This window comes from Alkalithermobacter paradoxus, assembly GCA_002029295.1.
In the GTDB taxonomy this organism is placed as follows: domain Bacteria; phylum Bacillota; class Clostridia; order Peptostreptococcales; family Peptostreptococcaceae; genus Alkalithermobacter; species Alkalithermobacter paradoxus.
This window is the reverse complement of record MZGW01000008.1, coordinates 1-19,964: the sequence shown is the minus strand read 5'-3', so window position 1 is coordinate 19,964 and position 19,964 is coordinate 1. Positions and strand designations below refer to the sequence as shown.

The window sequence follows — 19,964 nt, the reverse complement described above, 5'->3', positions numbered from 1 at the left end:
CTGCCTAATCTATCTCAAGCCCCATCAGAACCACACTATAAAACTTATCATCAATTTTTAGCTCTCTTGATACAATTCCTTCTTTTTTGAATCCTAATTTTTCGTATAGCTTTATCGCACTATGATTATCTTCTCTAACTCTTAAATTTACCTTTTTTATTATATTTGTTTCTTTTGCCCAGTTTAGCAAATAATCCATTAAACAATTTCCAATTCCAATGCCCCAATATTCTTTCAAAACACTTACTCCTAGCTCTCCCATATGTCTTATCCTAGGTTTAGCCCCTGCCATAAATGTTGCTACTCCAACTATTTTATTGTTTAACTTTGCTACTATAAATAATTTGTTATCTGACTTTAAACAATCTTCTATAAATGCTTCTTCAGCTTCTAATGTTATATTCATTTCACCTTCTCCAAATGTTAGAAAGTCTGATTCACATGCAACTTTATTTAAGTAATCTATAATATATAAAGCATCGCTTTTATTTGCTTTTTGGATTACTAATTCATCCTTGTTTTTCAATATATATTTTTTCATATTATCACCCTGTTTTTGTTACATATTTTTATAAATTATATTTAATACTATTATCTAGGAGGTGCTTTTATGCAAATTAGAAGAGCAAAAGAAATAGTTACTTCACCTGAAAGTATAGAAGTTATATACAAAGGTAAGCCAGTTTGGATTGAAAGTATTAACAATCAAACAAATTCTGCTTATGTAAAATACCTAGATAATAGCGAAAGAATGGAAGTTCCTGTAATGGAATTAGTTGAAAATGAAAAACACTAAAAGGATGGATACCCATCCTTTTAGCTTATATTTTCATACGATGATCCAAACATTGTTTCTTTTCTTACTATTTTTTTGTCATGCACTAATTTATCTAATTCTTTCTTAAGCTGACCTGCATTCATCTTTATACCGTTTTTTTCAAGCCAAACAATAATATCATTCATTTGCATTTCTCTTATAGGTAGCTTGTCTTTTATTGCTTCATATATTTTATCCTTATTCTGACTTATAAATGTTTGTAGTTCTTCAAATGGATTTTCTGTGTGAGGACTTGTAGTCTTTGCCATTCTTATTCTTACCGGAATAGTTCTTCCTAGTATAGCTGATGATATAAAGCTATCTCCAGACCTTAAATAAGGAAGTCTCTTTCCTTCTTCAGCACTTATATCTGTTTCTTCTTTTATAGTTCCTATATCTGAAGCTCTTACAGTTCTAAATACAAACTTAGTATTAAGCTGTGCTGTTATTGTTTCATCAAGCAGTGTAGGTCTTTGAGTTGCCAAAACTAGAAATACTCCGTATTTTCTACCCTCTTGAGCTATTTCCTTTATTATACTCTTTGATGGTGAATCATATCCTTTAGGAGCAAAGTTGTGTGCTTCATCTGTAGCTATAATAAATGGTGGAAAGAATTCTCCTTCTTTTTGTTTTCTAGATTTAGCATCTTTATACTCTCTTCTTTTTAGGTACATTCTATTTAGAAGATATGTTGAGAATACTTGTATAAGCCTCATATCTCCTTGTATTACGGCAAGTTTGCCTTCTTTTAAGCATTCCTCAACTGGAATAATATCTTTTGCAAATATCCCTTCATTATTTAATCTATTTAATCTCCATATAATTCCGCTTACAGATGCTGGTGGACATGTTTTTTCATATTTAGAATAAGTTTCTTTAATTTTTATATATTTATCTCTCTCATATCTATCACTAGCTTCACTTATTTTTTTGTCTATTTTTTCTACAGAACCTAGAGCTTGTCCTTCCTTAAGCTCTTCAAGTCTTGTAGAGAATGTTATATAAGTATCTTTATTTTTATAAATTGTATCAACTACATTTGACATTGAATCTGTAAGTGCTCCTGATACTGATAGTAGCTTTTTAAGTTCATTTTTGTCTAATGTATCAAACTTAACTCCTACATCAATTCCTATCTGATATATATTAAATTTGTTACTAAAGTCGTCCCTATACTTATCTTCTATATCAGGACACTGATTTGAAAAGTCCATCTCAAAATGCGGGTCTAAAACTATTGTTGGAATATTAAGCTTCATAATTTCTTCAAGCATTACCCTAATACCAAAGCTTTTACCAGACCCTGATCCACCAAATATTCCTATGTGAGGGTATTGCTGCATTTTCTTTATATCAAATATAAATGGTACTCCCTTTTGCTTTCTTATTCCTGATTTATCATATATACAAAAAAGGTCTTTAAGTTCATCCTCAAGTGTGTCTTCCATATCTTCTGTTGACTTTATTTCTCCTAAAAGAAGCCCATCTTCTTTCTTGCATTTTAAGAATATATTCTTAACTTCTTCAAATCTTGGCTTTCTCACACATGCACCAGTTGATATTGGGTAATCAGCTTCTACTAAAAGCCTTGCTTTAGCTATATGAATAGTTTCTTCTCCTACTTTATATCCTATGCTATTTAAAATATCAACCATATTAGAATCTATAAATCCCTCATTAACATTAAGAGGAATATGCTTATTGTATGACATTGTTTCGTATACTTCTGCTAACTGATCATTTTGGTATTCATCTTCTATTATTAGTATTTCATTTATCTTAAAAGGTCTTTCTTTTGTAGCTATACTAACCTCTTGCTGAGTTGTAAATCCCACTACTTGCATTTTATCATCTCCCTATAAACTTCTTTTTTCTCTTTTTGGTTTTATAAAAATTTCTGCAAGGTCTTTGTCTATATACGCATTAGCTAAAAGCTCCATCATCTCATTTGTTATTTTAACTTCCTTATCTACTATATCTAGCCATATAGGTATACCCCTGCTTTGCTGTGGAGTTAGTGTATATATAATTGAACATATAGTATCTATATACTCTGCTTGACTTTGCAATATATCTATTCCTATGACACTTGGATCTTTTGATGTTCTAAAAAAGCAAGATATTATACCTTCTTTATTTTTCTTTGACTTTTCTGGATTTATAAGCACATATTCTCCTTCATTCAAAAGCCCAAATAGTATATCTTTATCGTATATTTCTTCATCTATAATAATGCTGTTTTGTAGATATGAAGAAATTTCTCTAGTTTTTACTTCTTCAATTACTCCTACTAATAAAGTATCGTTTTGAACTGCTATTTTTTTTAACTCATTCCATTCATCAGCACATCTTATTCTATACGTCATTAGTGATCCGTCTGCCATAAGAAGATAAGGGCTATATTTTTTAATTGAGTCTATACTTATTTTAGCTTCTAGTTTTGCCATTATACTTTTTTCTTTGCTATCATCTTCTTCGTCTTTATTTTCCTCATCTATTAAAGGACAGTAAATTTCACTTATTAATAAACCTTCTTTATTTGAATTCATAGGTTTTGCTAGTGCCTGAATTGCCATTAGGTAGTGTGGATATAAATTCCCTATTTTATTTTTACTTCCATCAACACCTATTATATCTCTATTTTTAAGTATATTCTCTATTTCTTTTTGATTTAATTTATCTACTTTTCTTATATCTAAAAGTTTTCTTACATTACTTTTATCTATCTTTTTTATAGAGCCTAACTTTTCTCTTAAATTTTCGTTGGCTTTTTTGAATTCCTTAACTAAAGATTCATTTATTTCCATAAGTTCACCCCACTGTCTAAATTTTCTTAATTTTAAATTTGTTTATTGACTTTTTTTTACAACTCTGATATTATATTAATAATAATGCTGTCGAAAAATGTATAAAAAAGGAGGTCATATCTTGAAATCTACAGGAATAGTAAGAAGAGTTGATGAACTTGGAAGAGTTGTTATACCTATAGAACTTAGACGTACTTTAGATATATCAGAAAAAGATGCACTTGAAATATACGTAGACGGAGAAACTATAATACTAAAAAAATACGAGCCTGCATGTGTATTCTGCTCAAATGCTAGAGATGTTAAATCTTTTGAAGGAAAGAACATTTGCTCAGAATGTATATCAAAAATAAGTTCTCTTTAATACATAGGCCAATTATCTTTAGATAATTGGCCTATTTTATATCCAAAACTTCTTGATATACATCATTTTTGGAAAGATTTCTTTCTTTTGCTACGTGTTTTATAGCATCTTTCTTACTAACACCGTCTCTCATCAGCTTGCTTACATATTCTCTTATATTTAAATTGTCATATTCATTTATTTCTTCTTTTTCTCCCTTAAATCCTTCTACTATAAGTACAAATTCTCCTTTTATTTCTCTATCTTTGAATATGCTTACAGCTTCTTTTAGATTAGTTCTAATATATTCTTCATATCTTTTAGTTAATTCTCTGCATATAGATACTTTTCTATCTTCCCCAAATATATTCATCATATCTTCAAGCATCTTAGTCAGTCTATGTGGAGATTCATAGAATATAAGCGTTTTGTCTTCATATTTTAAATTCTCAAGCTGCTTTTTTCTTTCTTTTTTATCTCTTTCTAAAAATCCTTCAAATGAAAATCTTGATGTGGAAAGTCCAGATCCTACTAGTGCATTGACAAATGCTGATGGCCCTGGAAGCACTATAACTTCTATGTTGTTTTGTATTGCAAGTTTTATTATATCTTCTCCTGGATCTGATATTCCAGGCATCCCAGCATCTGATACTAATGCAATACTTTCTCCGTCTAGAAGTTTTTGAATTATAACTGGACCTTTATTTTCTTTGTTGTGTTCATGGTAGCTGATAAGTGGTTTTGATATCCCTAGATGATTTAAAAGCTTGATAGTATGTCTAGTGTCTTCTGCTGCTATTAAATCCACTTCTTTTAGGGTGTTTATAGTTCTTAGTGTTATATCTTCTAAGTTTCCTATAGGTGTTGCACATATATAAAGCTTTCCTATCATTTAGTTCTCTCCTATTTCTTCTTTTGAGTATATTTCTTTTATTTCATCTGTATATTCTCCATTTTCGTTATAGACATAAAGAGGATTTAGTACTTTAAGTTCTGGTTTTCCATCTTTTGCAAAGTGTATTAGCATTATATTAGGAGATTTGTTTATTTTAGGGTGTATAAATCTAATTTCTTTAGGCTCTAATCTGTACTTTCTTCCTAGTGTAATTATATCAGCAAGCCTTGTAGGCCTATGAATCATAAAGAATTTGCCGTGTGGCATTAAAAGTCTTGAAGCTGCTTTTATAACGTCTTCTAAATTACACTTTATTTCATGTCTAGATATTGCCTTTTTATCGTTAGGGTTTTTTAGTCCTTCTGGATGCATATAAGGTGGATTTGATGTTACCACGTGAAATCCATGAGTTTCAAGTTTATTTTCTAAGTTTTTTAGATCTTCATTTAGTATGGTTATTCTATTCTCAAGATTATTTAGCTTAACGGATCTTTCAGCCATTTCTGCTACTTCTTCTTGTATTTCCACTCCTATAATTTCTTTAGCCTTGCTTTTGCCAGCTATTAGTATAGGTATTATACCAGTGCCTGTTCCAAGGTCTACTACCTTTGCATCTTTCTTTATTTTTGCAAAGTTTGCAAGTAAAACTGCATCAACTCCAAAGCAGAATCCGTCTTTATTTTGTATTATTTTAAGACCTTTCATCTGAAGGTCATCTATTCTTTCATTTTCTCTTAAGTTTATTTCACGCATAGTCTTTCTCCTTTAGTTGCTTAGTAATTCTTTTACTTCTCTTTTTAAGCTATCATTTATTATAGGTCCTACTATATATTTTTGTATTACCCCATCTTCATCTATTATGTAAGATGTAGGTATTGATGATATGTTGTAAAGTTTTGCAACACTAGCTATTTCATCATATAAAAGTGTAAAGTCTTTAGAGTATTTATCTAGATATTCCTTTATTTCTTCTTTGCTGATTTTTTCAAATTGTGTTAGATTTACCATTATAAACTTAACATCTTTATGTTCCTCTTTAAGTTTAACTAAATCTTCCATTTCTATCTCACAATATTGACACCAACTAGCCCAGAAATTTAAAAATACTTTCTGACCATTAAAATCTGATAGCTTTATACTTTCTCCATTTTGATCAGTAAGTGTAAAATCGTAGGCCTTATCCCCTTCATATATACCGTATTGTATATCGTTGCTTTGGTCATCATTTTTAGTATTTCCATTTTGGTTACTTGTCTGTATGCTTGCACAAGCTGTTATAGAAATCATTGTAACTAGTATAATAAGAAATGCTATAAATTTTCTCATTTTGGTATCCTCCTTAACCTAGAAAAAATTAAGGTAGGATTTCCTACCTTAATCTTCAAGTTTTCTTAATTCTTCATCTAACTCATCTTCTATTTTTCCCTTACAACATCCACCACATTCATGTGCTTTCTTGATTATCTTTATTTCATCTAATGTGTATTCTTTTACTTGTGCAGTTTTTTTAGGAGCTGGTGGAAATTCTACCATTATCCTTTCTTGTAGAGTATTAGTGTCTACAACTTTTCCTTCACCGTCTGGAGTTAATACAATAGAATTTACTGAAGGCATTTTTTCAAGTGAATCACTATAAGTTTTGTGTTCATACTTTAAACAGCAAAACAATCTTCCACATATTCCTGATATTTTTGTAGGGTTTAGTGATAGATCCTGATCTTTAGCCATTTTTATAGATACTGGCTGAAAATCTCCAAGCCAAGTAGAACAACAAAGAGATACTCCACAAGGACCAAGTCCTCCTATTGATTTTGCTTCATCTCTGACTCCTATTTGTCTTAGTTCTATTCTAGTTTTGAAAATTGAAGCTAAATCCTTCACAAGTTCTCTAAAATCTATTCTTCCTTCTGCTGTAAAGTAAAATATAAGTTTGTTTCTATCAAAAGTATATTCAGAATCTACTAAATTCATTTCTAAATTATGAGTTTTTATTTTGCTAATGCAAACATCGAAAGCTTCTTTGGCTTTTTCTTTATTTTCTTTATTGATAGTTCTATCTTCATCTGTTGCAAGTCTTACAATCGGCTTTAGAGGATGAATTATCTCGCTATCTTCAACTTCTTTAGGTCCTACAACTACATTTCCATACTCAAATCCCCTTGCAGTTTCAACTATTACATCATCATTTAACTTTATTTCAAAATCTAATGGGTCAAAATAATATATTTTACCTGCCTTTTTGAATCTAATTCCAACAACCTTTGTCATTTGATCACCTCTTGTATGTTTAAAACCATAACTTCTATTGAAAGGTTAAAGTTACAATTACTTTTTATATATTTTTTGGTTTCCTCTATTATATCAATAATACTTGAAACTTGGAAATAGGTAAGTTTTTTGCTTATATCATTTATAAGCTCTAGCTTGTCTAAATTTATTATAAGTTCTTCCCCTATTTCTTCTTTTACTACCATTACATCTCTGAAATAAGTTATTATCATGTCTAGTATATTTTCTATATCGTGTTTGTAGTTTTCTAGATATGAAGGTATGTTCATAAGACTTACTTTATCTCCATTGAATATTAGGTCTATAAACTTCTCTACCCAATCTCTTATTTCATTAAATTCTTCATTATTTATTAAATTTAATGCTTTTGATATTATTCCCGAGGAAAAAGATGCTACAACTCTAGCTCTATCTTTTGGTATTCCATTATTATTTATTAAATAATATTCTATTTCTTTTTGAGAAATAGGGCTGAATTTTATTTTTTCACATCTAGACTTTATAGTATCTAATAGTGCATAGCTATTTTGAGCAAGAAGTATTATTACAGAGTAATTAGGAGGCTCTTCAAGTGTTTTGAGTAAACTATTTTGAGCTTGTATAGTCATTTTATGTGCATCTTTTAATATATATATTTTCTTTTGACCATACGGCTTTATTAGTATATCTGAGCATATATCTCTTATTTGACTTATCTTAAATGAAGCTCCATCTGGCTCTATTACTTTAATGTCGGGAGAATTTTCAATATTTTCTATTCCAAGTAGCATCTTCGAAAATTGTATAGCAAACTCCATTTTTCCTATTCCACTTGGTCCTTCAAACAAATACCCATGACTTATTCTGTTTTTTCTTAAAGAATTAGTTATAATTCTCTTTGCTTTATCTTGTCCTAAGATATTATCAAACATTTTTATTTCTCCATAACTTTTTCAACTAATTTTATTATTCTTTGGTGAACTTGCTGTATAGTTCCGTTAGCATCTATTGTTTTTATTCTTTCTGGATACATACCTTTAAGTGTTTTGTATCCATTGTATACCATTTTGTGAAATTCATCTTTTTCACTTTCTAATCTATCTAAATTTCTTCTATTGTTTTTTCTTCTTTTGACTTCACATTCATCTATTTCAAAAAATATAGTTATATCTGGTATAACTTCTTCCATTGCAAATAAGTTAAGATTATACACATTTTCTATTCCTAGACTTCTAGCTATACCTTGATAAACTAAACTTGAATCTACAAATCTATCACATATTACTATCTTACCATTACTAAGAGATGGTCTTATAAGCTCATCTACATGTTGTGATCTAGACGCAGCATAAAGCAGTGCTTCTGTTTTGTAAGACATTGTTTTATTTTCTTTGTCTAGTATTAAGTTTCTTATTTTTTCGCTTATTTTTGTTCCTCCTGGCTCTCTAGTTATTACTACATCGTATCCTTTATTTTGAAAATATTCTTTAAGTAAATTTATTTGAGTTGATTTTCCGCAGGCATCTGGCCCCTCTATTGTTATAAATAATCCTTTCAAACTCTCACCTCTAGTCAATTATTTCTATATAGTCTAAATTACTATCTTTAATTCCAGTGATTTTCATGCCAAGTTTTTTTGTACTTAATATATAATTTATTATATCTTCACTTATTTTCTCACCTGGAGATATAACAGGTATTCCAGGAGGATACGGTATTATATATTCACCAGATATCTTTCCTATTGACTGTCTTATTTTTATTTTAGTTTTAGGAAGGTAAAATGCCTTCCTAGGATTTAATACTTTAACTGGATTTATATTTTTGTATGAAGGCATTATTATACTTTCTTTTCCAATGAATTTATCTATTTCTGATAGTGCTTTTTTTAATCTTTCAAAGTCTTCTTTATCATTTCCTATACTACAAACTAAAAGCACCCCGCATAAATTTGAAAGTTCTACTTGTATATTATATCTATCTCTTAGCATTTGTTCAATTTCATATCCACTTCTTTTAAGATCTTTAGTTATTATATATACCTTTGTTATATCTTGAGATTCAAATATTTTTATATTATCAAGCTTTTTTGCAAAATCTTTAAGATCTAATATATAATTTATAAGGTTGCTCATTAAATATTTTCCTTCTTCTTCATATATCTTTGTAGCCATATCCAAAGATGACATAAGTATATACGAAGGACTAGACGATTGAACCATTCTAAGTATTGACTTTAGCTTTTCTATATTCACTTTATTTCCTCTTGTGTGAAGCATGGAAGATTGAGTAAATGATGGAAGTGTCTTGTGTGTACTTTGGACTACCATATCTGCTCCTTGAGAAAGTGCGGGCCTTGGAAGTAAATTGCTTAAGCCTAAGTGTGCACCGTGAGCCTCGTCAACTAACAAATATTTGTCACTTTCTTTTAATAAATCTGATATCTTTTGTATATCACAGGTAATTCCAAAATAATTAGGAGATGTTAGTATAACTCCTTTTGCATCCCGATTTAAGCTAATAGCTTTTTTTATATCTTCATAGCTTACTCCTTTTGATATTCCTAAATAATCATCAATCTTTGGGCATACATATATAGGTTCTACATCTCCTAATATGCATGCATTTATAACTGATTGGTGACAATCTCTAGCTACTATAAGCTTATCACCTGGATTTGTTATTGTCATAATCATTGCATATATTCCACATGTTGATCCATTGACTAATAAGAATGTATTGTCACTTTTGAATACTTTGCTAGCTCTATTTGACGCTTCTTTTATTATTCCTTCACAGTCATGTAAATTATCTGTTCCTTCTATTTCAGTAGTATCTATGTTTATTATTTTGTCTTTAAAATTTTTATACTTATCAAGTAATTTCCCACTTTTATGTCCTGGTACATGAAATGAAACTAAATCCTTTGTTACATTTTCTATTTCTTTGTATAGCATAATTCCCTCCTCAATAAGTATTATAACAGAAAAAAAGCCAATCCATTAGGATTAGCTTTAAGAAAGTTTGTTTCTCCAAAGGCTTCTCATTCTATTTTTGTAATACTCTAATTTCAGCTCATTTAGGTCTTCTTTAATCATTTCATCTTCACATCTTCTACATATGTAACTTCCAAGTACGTCTATTCCACCTAAACGTTCCTCGCTACATATAGAACACTGCATAGGATTTCCACCATTTTCTATCATTTTCTCATCTCCTCTCTTTTGTATTATTTCCACTTTTTTATTTAGCATACAAAAATAGAAGGGAAAATTCCCTTCTATTTTTAACTTAATTCTCTATTTTCTCTGTCTCTGAATAAAAATGTTATAGAGTATATTCCTGCAAGTCCAACTAAACCATATACTAATCTACTTAAGTAACTGTATGTTCCTCCAAATAGGGTAGCCACCAAGTCTAATCTAAATAATGATATTAGTCCCCAGTTTAAAGCTCCTATTATAACTAATAATAGCGCTAATCTATTCATAGTTTCACTCCTTTTGTTGAATAGTTTGTTGCCTACTATTATTATTGCAAATATAGTCTAAAACATATCTATCATTTTTATCCTTAACAGGTATTTGTATGATTATTTTCCAATTTTTTTATTAAATAATTTATATTTCCCTGGAAATAGACAAATTTAGATTATATCCTCTATATAAGTTCGCAAAATTTCTGCAACAGACCACGCTTGAGCAAAACATCCTCTAGGAATTATAGGTTCATTTCCATCAAATATTTCTGCTATTTGACCAACGCATTGATCCTTTAGGTGATCCTTAAATGGATCTATGAATTTCTTTATTAGATTTTCACTTTTTCCATAGACTTTTACATACGATGTTATAAAATGACCTATAAGCCAAGCCCAAGTTGTTCCTTGATGATATGCAGCATCTCTTTTGTATCTATTTCCTCCGTATACTCCTATGTATTCATCTTCATATTCACTTAAAGATCTCATTCCATAAGTTGCATAAAGCTCTTTGTACGCTTTATCAACTATATATTTTCTTTTTTCTTTTTGTAATATAGGATATGGAAGACTCACAGCAAATATTGCATTCGGCCTTATTTTATCATCTTTACTATTTTCATTTATTACATCGTATAGATATTTTTTATCTTCATTCCAAAATAATTTATTGAAACTTTCTTTTACTTTTTGAGCTATATCTTCATAGTATGAATGATCTTCTTCAAATTTTTCAGAAAGGTTTGCCATAATCTTTAAGGCATTGTACCAAAGAGCATTTATTTCAACTGCTTTTCCATGTCTTGGAGTTACAACCCAATCATCAACTTTTGCATCCATCCAAGTCAGTTGAGTTCCTTTTTCTCCAGCAGTAATCAAAAAGTCACTATCCATTTTTATATTATATTTTGTTCCATTTATATGATAGTTTATTATTTCTTTTAGTTTTTCGTATATGTTATTTTTTACAAAATCGTAGTCATTTGTGTACTCTAAGTACTTATACACACCATAGAAATACCATAGTGTTCCATCTACTGTGTTATAAAGTGGATCGCATCCTTCATCAGGAAACATATTAGGTATAAGGCCTTCATCTAAATATTTTATAAATGTAGTTAGAATTTCTTTTGCTTCATCAAATCGTTTTGTAACTAAAGTAAGACCTGTCAAAGATATCATAGTATCTCTTCCCCAGTCAGTAAACCAAGGATATCCTGCTATTACAGTTTTAGTGTTTGTTGATTTTCTGTAAACCAAAAAGTCATCACAGGCTCTAACTAATTTGTCTGCGAAACTATCATTGTAATTTGCTTTGTTTACTAAGGTTTTGTATCTTTCTTTTATTTCCTGTATTACTTCAAATCCATTTAGATCTTCAAAGTGTTCAGTCGATGCTATAAATGATATCTCATTTTGAGTATTTGGCTTTATTTCTATTTCAAAATATCCAGGTATAAAGTGATAATCAATTGGATCAAGTCCTCTGTATTCTTCATTATCATAATACATTCCATCAAACCATTTTTCATTCGGTATATAATTTCCACAACTAGTTTTCATAAATATATTTATTTTTGGATTATTTTCAAGCTCTAGCTTTAATCCATTTGGTATTTTCGATTGATTGTATTTAAATTCATATTTTTTTGAATTTTCATGGTGGTCTTTGTAGTTTGTAAAAGGATATAATCTAAGCACTGCACTGCTATCTTTACTTTCTATTTTGTATGTTATTACAACTTTATCCTCATTATAGACAAGACCTATTTCTTTCTCTATAAATAAATCTTTCACTGAGTAAATAAATTTTGGAGTATCTTCAAATATGAATTGTTGAAGATGTAAATATCCTTTATCCTTTACTCCATTTAAGGTTTTATTAGTTCCTAGGTAATAACTTCTATCATCTACTATTATTTCTTCATCTACCTTAGATAAAAGTACTATTCTATTTACAGGAGGATTTAATGAAACATTTAAGAGTGCATTATATTTTCTTATATTGCAGTTTATTATGGTTGATGAAGCAAATCCCCCAAGTCCATTTGTTAATATCCATTCTTTTTGAATTCCACTTTCATAGCTTTTCCAATCTTTTTTCCCAAATCTCATTTTCTCACCTCTTAAAATTAGCTCCCATAAAGGGAGCTATTATTTTAAAATTTCTTATATTGTTTCTAATAATTTACTATTCTTTTACTCCTCCAACCGTAAGTCCTGATACTATATATCTTTGGAAAACTAAGTATAATATTGCAAGTGGTGCTGCAACTACTATAGAACCTGCTGCAAATAGTGGCCATGGTATGTTTCTAGGATCTGATGCCCATTGATAAAGACCCATAGCTAATGTATATTTGTTTGGATCTGAAATGAATAAAAATGCTGCTGCAAAATCAGTCCACGGTATTATAAATATAAATAATGCTGTTATTGCAAGTGCTGGCTTTGAAAGTGGAAGTATGATATTTATGAATATCTGTACCTTACTAGCACCATCAACTACAGCTGCTTCTTCTAGTGACTTTGGTATAGTGTCAAAGTAACCTTTAAGGTTCCAAATTGAGAACGCCATAGCACTTGATGAATAAAGTAAAATCATACCTGTATACTTATTTAAAAGTCCAAATTCTCTAAATATCCTAAATTGACCAACCATAGCAGCTGTTATTGGTAGCATCATAAGAACTATAAAAAACATTAAACCTATTTTTTTTCCTTTAAATTCAAACCTTGAGAATGCATACGCTGCTATTGTTGCACAAAATAATGTTAGAAGCGTTGTTCCTGCTGAGAATATTATCGAATTTCTAAGCCACAACAGGAAATTGTCATTAGTTAATACTTCAATGAAATTCTTTATTGTTATTCCCTCTGGTATGAATGAAATCTTTGTTGATGCTATTGAAACTCTACTGCTTAGTGCAGTATTTAGTATCCACCAAATAGGTATTACTGTTAATATACAAGCTATAATCAGTGTTATATGGCTCAATATAAGGCCTAAATTAATTTTTTTCTTCATAATAGTCCTCCTTACTCATCAAAGGCCTTCGATACTTTTGTATTTATTGTTGTAAATATTGCAAGTATTATAAATGTTATAACTGAGTATGTTGCTGCTAATGAATAGTTACCTCCAACTAATGCATTATATTGATACGTTGCTATAAGTTCTGTTGATTTGTTTGGTCCTCCACCCGTTATAAGATATACGACGTTAAAGTTTGTAAATGTCCAGATAGTTCCAAGTATTGTAGCAGGAATCATTGTTGGCTTTATTAATGGTAATGTTATTAATCTTAGTTTTTGTAATGTTGTTGCTCCATCTATGTCAGCTGCTTCATATAAGCTCTTTGATATACTTTGAAGTGCACCAGTTGCAACTAGTATCATAAATGGGAATCCTAGCCAAATATTAGTTATTATAACAGCTACAAATGCCCATCTTTCATTTACAAGCCAAGGAATGCTTGGTATTCCTACAACATTTAATAACTTATTTATAAACCCGAATTGAGAGTGATATAGTATCTTCCATATAAGAGCTGTTATAAACTGAGGTACTGCCCAAGGAAGTATTAGTATTGTTCTGTAAAGACCTTTTAGCTTTAAGTCTTCTCTATTTAATAGTAATGCTAAGAATATACCTATGGTAACATGAAAAAATACATTGATTATTGTCCAAATTACAGTTCTATATAAAACTTTTACAAACTCTGAATTTAGCGATTGAAGAGATCTTTTGTAATTTCTAAGTCCTACGAATTTTATAGGCTTATAAAATTCCTTATTTTCAAGTCTTTCGTTTAAGTATTCAAGCTCATTTTTGTATCCTTCTATTTGTATCTGTCTTTCTATTATCCTTGCATTAACTTTAGGGTCTTCTTTGTTAGGCTCTAAATTTTTTATTTCATTTTCTAGTGATGCTATACTACTTTTTACTGTTTGTATTTTAGATTTTGTAAGATTGTCTCTTTGCTCTTCATATATTTTAAGTTTTTCTTCATACTTGCTTACTAAATCCAATCTATCTTGTTTCTTTGCAGCATTTATAATATTAACTGTATTTTCAATGTTACCCTGTATTTCCTTTATTCTATTATCTTCCCCCATAGTGTATAAATTAACATTTAAAAAGGATAGCCCTATACCGTAAAGTATTGGTCCAAAAGATATTATCATGACTATTAAAAAAGCTGGTATTAAGTACAGGTATGCTAGTTTATTATCTTTTTTAACCATCTTAATCTCCCTTTCTTAAAATAAAAGGGCCTTTTTAAAAGGCCCTATTTTATTTACCTCTCATTTCCTTTATCTTATCTATCATAGTATTTCTTGCATTTTCTACTGCAGCTTCTGGTTTTGATTTTCCACTTAATACTTCATCAACCATTACTTTCGCTGGATCCCATACTTGTGCCATTTCAGGTATGCTCGGTATTGGTGTTGCAAATTTAACTTGTTCTTGTATTGCTTTTATCTTCCAGTTATCTCCTAAGTCAACATTTTTATTTGCTGGAACGTGTCCTGCCTTATCTGCAAATAACTTAGATATTTCTGGAGATGTTATAAACTTCATAAATTCAACTGATCCTTCTTTATTTTTAGCTCCCTTTGGTAAGAATAGCATCTTTCCACCCATGAAAGGTTGTGCTTCTTTATTAGTTTCTGAAATTACTGGGTAATTAGCAGCTCTCCAATTTATACCTGACTTATCTATATCTCCAAAAGACCAAGGCCCATTTATTATCATAGCTGCCTTTCCTTCTGTAAATAAAGTCATCATAACATTGTAATCTACTTCTTTTGGCATAACTTTCTTTTCATTTCTTAATGTATTTAAGAAGTTTAGGAAGTTAACTGTTGCTTCATTTTCAAATCCTATGCTTGCGTTTTCATCTGCAAATATGGTTGCTCCATATCCTGCAAGGAACCCTTTGTTAAAGTAGAAATTGCTTATATCCATTACAAATCCATATTTTCCTTCAGCTTCATTAGTGTTCTCTACTGCTAACTTTATTAATTCTTCAGTAGTCTTTGGAGCTTCTTTTATTAAGTCAGCATTGTATATAAGAACTGGAGATTCTATAGACTCAGGAAGTGCATATAATCTTCCATTAAATGTTCCTGCTTCAAGACCAGATGGTATATAGTCATTCTTTACATCAGCTAAATATGTATCTAAAGGCTCTATTTGATTTAGTGTTGCAAATACTCCAACCCAGTCATTTGGTCCAAGGAATAAATCTGGTGATTCTCCGGCTTGCATAGAAGCTTTCAATTTGTCTTGTAATTGTTCAAATACAACTGGTACTGCTGTAACCTTTGCTTCTGGATACTTATCTTCAAACTTTGCTATTGCTTCTTTTAATGTTTCTTCTTCTGCTCCTGACCATCCATGCCAGAATACTATTTCCCCCTTGATTTCATTTGATGTTTCCTTTTCTAACTCCTCTAAATTCACTTCTTCATTTTTAGAGCATCCACTTAGTACTCCTACAAATACAAGAAGCATAGACAATAAGATGCTTAATTTCTTAAGCTTTTTCATTTTTAAAACCTCCCTTTTAATTATATATGTTATGCAATCGCTTGCATAAAGCCTTAAAAAAATTACGTTGTAGAATCTCTTACAACAAGATTGTGATCAACTATTAAACTGTCAAATCCTTCACCTTTGTCTATAGCATTTATGAGTATATCTACTGCACTTTTCCCAAGTTTTACTGCATTAACATCTATAGATGTAATAGTTGGAACTGCAAACTTAGCTAATATACTATTATTAAAACTTCCAACGCGTATATCTTTTGGAATCCTAAGGTTTCTTTCCTTTATTGCTTTTATAACTCCTAGTGCCATCAAATCATCTGTTACAATTATCCCATCAGGTATTTTATCTAAGCTTAAAAGTTTTTTTCCTGCTATGTATCCACTTTCTTCTAAAAATTCTCCAGCTATTATATAATCATTGTTTAAATTTATATTGTTTTCTAAAAGTGCTTTTTTGTAACCTGAAAGTCTATTGATTGTAACTACTAAATCTAAGTTACCAGCCACTAGTGCTATATCTTTGCATCCTACTTCTATCAAATGTTTAGTCATATCGTATGCTGCTTTTTCATTATCATTATCAACACAGTTTATATCGTCATACTCTAAAGATGATCCAACAACTACGAATGGAAATTTACTTTCTCTCAAAAATTTTATAGATTCATCATTTACTCTAGAACTCATAAGTATTATTCCATCAACTCTTTTCCCTCTTATAAAGTTTTTTATAACTTCTAGTTCTTCAGAGTGCTTTGAATTAGTAGACATTAGAATGTCATAAGAGTTATTCGATGCTACCATGCTTATACCCCTTAGGGCTTCAGGAAAAAATGGATTTATAAAAAGTATATCTGAAAATGCTGGCATAATAAGACCTATTGCATTACTTTTTCTATTTGCAAGGCTTCTAGCTATTACATTAGGATAATACCCTAATATATCCATAGCTTCTAAAACTTTTTTCTTGGTTGCATCAGTTATTCTTTCATCATTAGATATAACTCTTGATACTGTTGAAGGAGAAACTCCAGCATACTGTGCTACATCCTTTATATTTACACTCTTTTTTATTGTAATCCCCTCCAATTCATGCAATCGTTTGCATAATCCGTTGTATATATATTACTAAAATTTTTGTAATAAATCAATCTATTTTTTTATTTTTTTGAAAAAATAATATAGAAATATAAAAATAAAATGCATCTTCGAATTTTCTCAAATCAAGATCGAAAATTTCTTTTATCTTGTCTAATCTATATATTAATGTATTTCTATGTATATATAGTTTTTTAGCTGTTTGGGCTATGTTAAGATCAGAGTTTATAAATTCTAATGATGTATTTATAATATCTTTATCTAGTATATTTATATCTTTTCCATTCAATATATATTCTTTATATTCCTTAATTTTGTTTTTGTCTATTAGATTTAGTAAGTCATATTTCACTATATCCCTTAGTTTGAATATGTTTTTTCTTTCATTTATTTGCTCTGTGTATTTGAGTATATTCTTTCCTATATTAAATCTAAAATTAAATTCTTCATTATCTTTGATGTACCCTAAGTAAACAATTTTGACACTAGAATAAATTTCACTAGCTAGTATATCTATTATGCTTTCTTCAAATCCTATATTATTATGTAGCTGTATAATAACATAATCTTCTTTAATATATACTTTCTCATCGCAAAATAAATTCTTCAAAACCTCTAATGCTTCATTTTGATTGTCCTTACATCTTAGTATATATGTATGTCCATTTATTTTGATATATTCTTTTTCTTTTATTTCTATTAGATATTTTTTTCCTCTGAACTCAACTTCCTCGTATTTGTCTTTTAAATTTTCATCATATTCATATATTTCTATTTTCTTATCTAGCTTCTCTTCTAAAAAATTAATAAGATTTTTCATACCTACTCCTTTTCTCTGTAATTTAAAAAAGATAGTCTACTAAAGTAAACTATCTCTTTTAGACTATATTATTCTAAGTTCTGTTTCTTTGTCAAATATATGTATTTTATTTCCATCAAATGCTAGTTTTAATTTATCTTTAGGATTTATCTTCACTCTTCCATCAAATCTTGCTGTAATTGGTGTGCTTCCAACTTTTAGGTAAGCATATATTTCTGCACCCATAATTTCTCTTATATCTACAATAGCTTCAAATATTGTATCAGGAGATGCACTTAAAAATACCTCTTCATCATGTATATCTTCAGGTCTTATTCCCATAATAACCTTTTTATTGATATATTCTTTATCTTTAAGTACTTTTCCTTTTCCTCCAGGTAACTTTATAGATATATTTTCAAAGCTAGCAATTATATCTTTATTTTCCTCTTTTAATTCAACTTCTATAAAGTTCATCTGTGGACTTCCTATAAATCCTGCAACAAACATATTGTCTGGTTTTTCATATATCTTTTGAGGTGTATCTATTTGTTGAACTACTCCATCTTTCATTACTACTATTCTATCTCCCATAGTCATAGCCTCAACTTGATCATGAGTAACATATATAAATGTTGCTTCTAATTCCTTATGAAGCCTACTTATTTCTGTTCTCATTTGTCCTCTAAGCTTAGCATCTAGATTCGATAGTGGCTCATCCATCAAAAACACCTGAGGCTGCCTTACTATAGCACGACCTAATGCTACCCTTTGTCTTTGTCCTCCTGATAGTGCCTTTGGCTTTCTATCTAACAAATGAGCTAGGTCTAGTATTTTTGCAGCTTCTTTTACTTTCTTATCTATTTCATCTTTAGGTACTTTTCTTAATTTTAATCCAAATGCCATATTATCGTATACATTCATATGTGGATAAAGTGCATAGTTTTGGAATACCATAGCTATATCTCTATCCTTAGGCGATACATCATTTACAAGTCTATCTCCTATGTACATCTCTCCAGAAGTTATATCTTCAAGTCCTGCAATCATTCTAAGAGTAGTAGATTTTCCACAACCTGATGGACCAACAAGAACTATAAACTCCTTATCTTTTATCTCTATATTCACATTTTTAACAGCTTTATACCCATTGTCATACTCTTTGCATATATCTTTAAGTACTAATCCTGCCATATATACCACCCCTTATAAATTATCTTGTAATTAATATTAAGACAATTTAGAAGTTTTTGGTATGGTTAAATTGCACAAATATAATTAGTTAGGTTTAATTATTTTTGGCAATAAAAAAGTCTTTCTTTGAAAAATTTTAAAGGTAGACTTTTTTGAAATTCATAACGGAAATTATAAATTATCCACAATTCAAAAAGTTTATAATTTCCTATTCATTATAAAAAAGTCTTTCTTTGAAAGATTTTAAAGGTAAGCTTTTTTGAAATTTATAACGGAAATTATAAAAAAGATTATGTGGCTACGTCCTACTCTCCCAGGAGGCTTCCCTCCAAGTACCATCGGCGCAAAAGAGCTTAACTTCTGTGTTCGGAATGGGAACAGGTGTATCCTCTTTGCTATAGTAACCACATAATCTTAATTGTGTAATATACCCTTGTTTGCTTTACATACTTAGTATAAACTTAAGAATCGACTTTCAAGCCTAAGTTATTTTAATGTACTTGATTTGAATTTACATTCTAGAGTTGACTTTCAAGCTTGCTTGAGGAAACTCGGAATGTGAATCAAATCAATAACACTTTCAAAACTGCATAGCATATTTGGTCAAGTCCTCGACCTATTAGTACTCATAAGCTGAACACATTACTGCGCTTACACCTTGAGCCTATCAACCAAGTAGTCTTCTTGGGGTCTTACCTTAAAA

General features: G+C 29.8%; 21 protein-coding genes and 2 rRNA genes. 2 read left to right on the top strand and 21 right to left on the bottom strand.

What is annotated here, in order from left to right; genetic code table 11:
• Nucleotides 1-4 precede the first annotated feature (4 nt).
• The gene (locus CLOTH_RS08515) at nucleotides 5-541 is read right to left on the bottom strand and encodes a GNAT family N-acetyltransferase (RefSeq protein WP_079413102.1); all 537 of its coding nucleotides are present in this window, start codon (nucleotides 539-541) and stop codon (nucleotides 5-7) included.
• Nucleotides 542-610: 69 nt separating this feature from the next.
• On the opposite strand from CLOTH_RS08515, the gene CLOTH_RS08510 reads away from it, so the two are divergent.
• Nucleotides 611-796 (top strand): H-type small acid-soluble spore protein, encoded by a 186-nt coding sequence (locus CLOTH_RS08510; protein WP_079413100.1) that lies wholly within the window; start codon nucleotides 611-613, stop codon nucleotides 794-796.
• A 20-nt stretch (nucleotides 797-816) separates the two neighbouring features.
• Here the strand turns inward: CLOTH_RS08510 and CLOTH_RS08505 are convergent, their stop codons facing one another.
• Nucleotides 817-2,661, bottom strand: a complete 1,845-nt coding sequence (locus CLOTH_RS08505) for an ATP-binding protein (RefSeq protein ID WP_079413098.1) — start codon at nucleotides 2,659-2,661, stop codon at nucleotides 817-819.
• A gap of 12 nt (nucleotides 2,662-2,673) precedes the next feature.
• Nucleotides 2,674-3,624 carry a DNA double-strand break repair nuclease NurA gene (locus CLOTH_RS08500; RefSeq protein ID WP_079413096.1) on the bottom strand — a complete coding sequence of 317 codons (951 nt, stop codon included), beginning with the start codon at nucleotides 3,622-3,624 and terminating at the stop codon, nucleotides 2,674-2,676.
• Nucleotides 3,625-3,745: 121 nt separating this feature from the next.
• Here CLOTH_RS08500 and CLOTH_RS08495 point away from each other — a divergent pair, with 121 nt between their 5' ends.
• Nucleotides 3,746-3,988, top strand: coding sequence for an AbrB/MazE/SpoVT family DNA-binding domain-containing protein (locus CLOTH_RS08495; RefSeq protein ID WP_079413094.1), 243 nt, complete (start codon nucleotides 3,746-3,748; stop codon nucleotides 3,986-3,988).
• Nucleotides 3,989-4,019: 31 nt separating this feature from the next.
• On the opposite strand, the gene rsmI is transcribed toward CLOTH_RS08495, so the two are convergent.
• From rsmI to CLOTH_RS10815, 18 genes are all read right to left on the bottom strand, one after another.
• A complete protein-coding gene (rsmI, locus tag CLOTH_RS08490; protein ID WP_079413092.1) occupies nucleotides 4,020-4,859 on the bottom strand; it encodes a 16S rRNA (cytidine(1402)-2'-O)-methyltransferase in 840 nt (279 codons plus the stop codon).
• Nucleotides 4,860-5,615, bottom strand: a complete 756-nt coding sequence (locus CLOTH_RS08485) for a tRNA1(Val) (adenine(37)-N6)-methyltransferase (protein WP_079413090.1) — start codon at nucleotides 5,613-5,615, stop codon at nucleotides 4,860-4,862.
• A gap of 12 nt (nucleotides 5,616-5,627) precedes the next feature.
• The gene (locus CLOTH_RS08480) at nucleotides 5,628-6,188 is read right to left on the bottom strand and encodes a TlpA family protein disulfide reductase (protein ID WP_079413088.1); all 561 of its coding nucleotides are present in this window, start codon (nucleotides 6,186-6,188) and stop codon (nucleotides 5,628-5,630) included.
• Nucleotides 6,189-6,236: 48 nt separating this feature from the next.
• The gene (locus tag CLOTH_RS08475; RefSeq protein ID WP_079413086.1) at nucleotides 6,237-7,130 is read right to left on the bottom strand and encodes a PSP1 domain-containing protein; all 894 of its coding nucleotides are present in this window, start codon (nucleotides 7,128-7,130) and stop codon (nucleotides 6,237-6,239) included.
• On the bottom strand, nucleotides 7,127-8,062 hold the full coding sequence (locus CLOTH_RS08470) for a DNA polymerase III subunit (RefSeq protein ID WP_079413084.1): 936 nt from the start codon (nucleotides 8,060-8,062) through the stop codon (nucleotides 7,127-7,129). Before CLOTH_RS08470 ends, CLOTH_RS08475 begins: the two co-directional genes overlap by 4 nt.
• Nucleotides 8,063-8,064: 2 nt before the next feature.
• Nucleotides 8,065-8,688, bottom strand: a complete 624-nt coding sequence (tmk, locus tag CLOTH_RS08465; protein ID WP_079413082.1) for a dTMP kinase — start codon at nucleotides 8,686-8,688, stop codon at nucleotides 8,065-8,067.
• A 10-nt stretch (nucleotides 8,689-8,698) separates the two neighbouring features.
• Complete coding sequence (locus CLOTH_RS08460; RefSeq protein ID WP_143715453.1) at nucleotides 8,699-10,087, bottom strand: aminotransferase class I/II-fold pyridoxal phosphate-dependent enzyme; 1,389 nt, start codon at nucleotides 10,085-10,087, stop codon at nucleotides 8,699-8,701.
• 57 nt (nucleotides 10,088-10,144) lie between these two features.
• On the bottom strand, nucleotides 10,145-10,384 hold the full coding sequence (locus CLOTH_RS08455) for a sigma factor G inhibitor Gin (RefSeq protein WP_079413078.1): 240 nt from the start codon (nucleotides 10,382-10,384) through the stop codon (nucleotides 10,145-10,147).
• A 32-nt stretch (nucleotides 10,385-10,416) separates the two neighbouring features.
• Nucleotides 10,417-10,620: a DUF378 domain-containing protein gene (locus CLOTH_RS08450; RefSeq protein ID WP_079413076.1), complete on the bottom strand. Its 204-nt coding sequence runs from the start codon at nucleotides 10,618-10,620 to the stop codon at nucleotides 10,417-10,419.
• A 156-nt stretch (nucleotides 10,621-10,776) separates the two neighbouring features.
• Complete coding sequence (locus CLOTH_RS08445) at nucleotides 10,777-12,726, bottom strand: amylo-alpha-1,6-glucosidase (protein ID WP_079413074.1); 1,950 nt, start codon at nucleotides 12,724-12,726, stop codon at nucleotides 10,777-10,779.
• A 76-nt stretch (nucleotides 12,727-12,802) separates the two neighbouring features.
• The gene (locus CLOTH_RS08440) at nucleotides 12,803-13,639 is read right to left on the bottom strand and encodes a sugar ABC transporter permease (RefSeq protein ID WP_079413072.1); all 837 of its coding nucleotides are present in this window, start codon (nucleotides 13,637-13,639) and stop codon (nucleotides 12,803-12,805) included.
• An 11-nt stretch (nucleotides 13,640-13,650) separates the two neighbouring features.
• Nucleotides 13,651-14,859 carry a carbohydrate ABC transporter permease gene (locus tag CLOTH_RS08435; RefSeq protein ID WP_079413070.1) on the bottom strand — a complete coding sequence of 403 codons (1,209 nt, stop codon included), beginning with the start codon at nucleotides 14,857-14,859 and terminating at the stop codon, nucleotides 13,651-13,653.
• Between the two features lie 49 nt (nucleotides 14,860-14,908).
• Nucleotides 14,909-16,168, bottom strand: a complete 1,260-nt coding sequence (locus CLOTH_RS08430; RefSeq protein WP_079413068.1) for a sugar ABC transporter substrate-binding protein — start codon at nucleotides 16,166-16,168, stop codon at nucleotides 14,909-14,911.
• Between the two features lie 62 nt (nucleotides 16,169-16,230).
• On the bottom strand, nucleotides 16,231-17,259 hold the full coding sequence (locus CLOTH_RS08425) for a LacI family DNA-binding transcriptional regulator (RefSeq protein WP_143715452.1): 1,029 nt from the start codon (nucleotides 17,257-17,259) through the stop codon (nucleotides 16,231-16,233).
• 58 nt (nucleotides 17,260-17,317) lie between these two features.
• Nucleotides 17,318-18,088, bottom strand: a complete 771-nt coding sequence (locus CLOTH_RS08420; RefSeq protein ID WP_079413064.1) for a PucR family transcriptional regulator — start codon at nucleotides 18,086-18,088, stop codon at nucleotides 17,318-17,320.
• Nucleotides 18,089-18,151: 63 nt separating this feature from the next.
• The gene (locus tag CLOTH_RS08415; protein ID WP_079413062.1) at nucleotides 18,152-19,261 is read right to left on the bottom strand and encodes an ABC transporter ATP-binding protein; all 1,110 of its coding nucleotides are present in this window, start codon (nucleotides 19,259-19,261) and stop codon (nucleotides 18,152-18,154) included.
• 292 nt (nucleotides 19,262-19,553) lie between these two features.
• Nucleotides 19,554-19,670, bottom strand: a 5S ribosomal RNA gene (rrf, locus tag CLOTH_RS08410).
• Between the two features lie 190 nt (nucleotides 19,671-19,860).
• Nucleotides 19,861-19,964, bottom strand: a 23S ribosomal RNA gene (locus tag CLOTH_RS10815); the annotation flags it as partial.

Bases quoted from the DNA above. Each gene is read 5' to 3' on its own strand.
- CLOTH_RS08515 (WP_079413102.1), bottom strand. From the start codon at position 541: ATGAAAAAATATATATTGAAAAACAAGGATGAATTAGTAATCCAAAAA.
- CLOTH_RS08510 (WP_079413100.1), top strand. From the start codon at position 611: ATGCAAATTAGAAGAGCAAAAGAAATAGTTACTTCACCTGAAAGTATA.
- CLOTH_RS08505 (WP_079413098.1), bottom strand. From the start codon at position 2,661: ATGCAAGTAGTGGGATTTACAACTCAGCAAGAGGTTAGTATAGCTACA.
- CLOTH_RS08500 (WP_079413096.1), bottom strand. From the start codon at position 3,624: ATGGAAATAAATGAATCTTTAGTTAAGGAATTCAAAAAAGCCAACGAA.
- rsmI (WP_079413092.1), bottom strand. From the start codon at position 4,859: ATGATAGGAAAGCTTTATATATGTGCAACACCTATAGGAAACTTAGAA.
- CLOTH_RS08485 (WP_079413090.1), bottom strand. From the start codon at position 5,615: ATGCGTGAAATAAACTTAAGAGAAAATGAAAGAATAGATGACCTTCAG.
- CLOTH_RS08480 (WP_079413088.1), bottom strand. From the start codon at position 6,188: ATGAGAAAATTTATAGCATTTCTTATTATACTAGTTACAATGATTTCT.
- CLOTH_RS08475 (WP_079413086.1), bottom strand. From the start codon at position 7,130: ATGACAAAGGTTGTTGGAATTAGATTCAAAAAGGCAGGTAAAATATAT.
- CLOTH_RS08470 (WP_079413084.1), bottom strand. From the start codon at position 8,062: ATGTTTGATAATATCTTAGGACAAGATAAAGCAAAGAGAATTATAACT.
- CLOTH_RS08460 (WP_143715453.1), bottom strand. From the start codon at position 10,087: ATGCTATACAAAGAAATAGAAAATGTAACAAAGGATTTAGTTTCATTT.
- CLOTH_RS08455 (WP_079413078.1), bottom strand. From the start codon at position 10,384: ATGCTAAATAAAAAAGTGGAAATAATACAAAAGAGAGGAGATGAGAAA.
- CLOTH_RS08450 (WP_079413076.1), bottom strand. From the start codon at position 10,620: ATGAATAGATTAGCGCTATTATTAGTTATAATAGGAGCTTTAAACTGG.
- CLOTH_RS08445 (WP_079413074.1), bottom strand. From the start codon at position 12,726: ATGAGATTTGGGAAAAAAGATTGGAAAAGCTATGAAAGTGGAATTCAA.
- CLOTH_RS08440 (WP_079413072.1), bottom strand. From the start codon at position 13,639: ATGAAGAAAAAAATTAATTTAGGCCTTATATTGAGCCATATAACACTG.
- CLOTH_RS08435 (WP_079413070.1), bottom strand. From the start codon at position 14,859: ATGGTTAAAAAAGATAATAAACTAGCATACCTGTACTTAATACCAGCT.
- CLOTH_RS08430 (WP_079413068.1), bottom strand. From the start codon at position 16,168: ATGAAAAAGCTTAAGAAATTAAGCATCTTATTGTCTATGCTTCTTGTA.
- CLOTH_RS08420 (WP_079413064.1), bottom strand. From the start codon at position 18,088: ATGAAAAATCTTATTAATTTTTTAGAAGAGAAGCTAGATAAGAAAATA.
- CLOTH_RS08415 (WP_079413062.1), bottom strand. From the start codon at position 19,261: ATGGCAGGATTAGTACTTAAAGATATATGCAAAGAGTATGACAATGGG.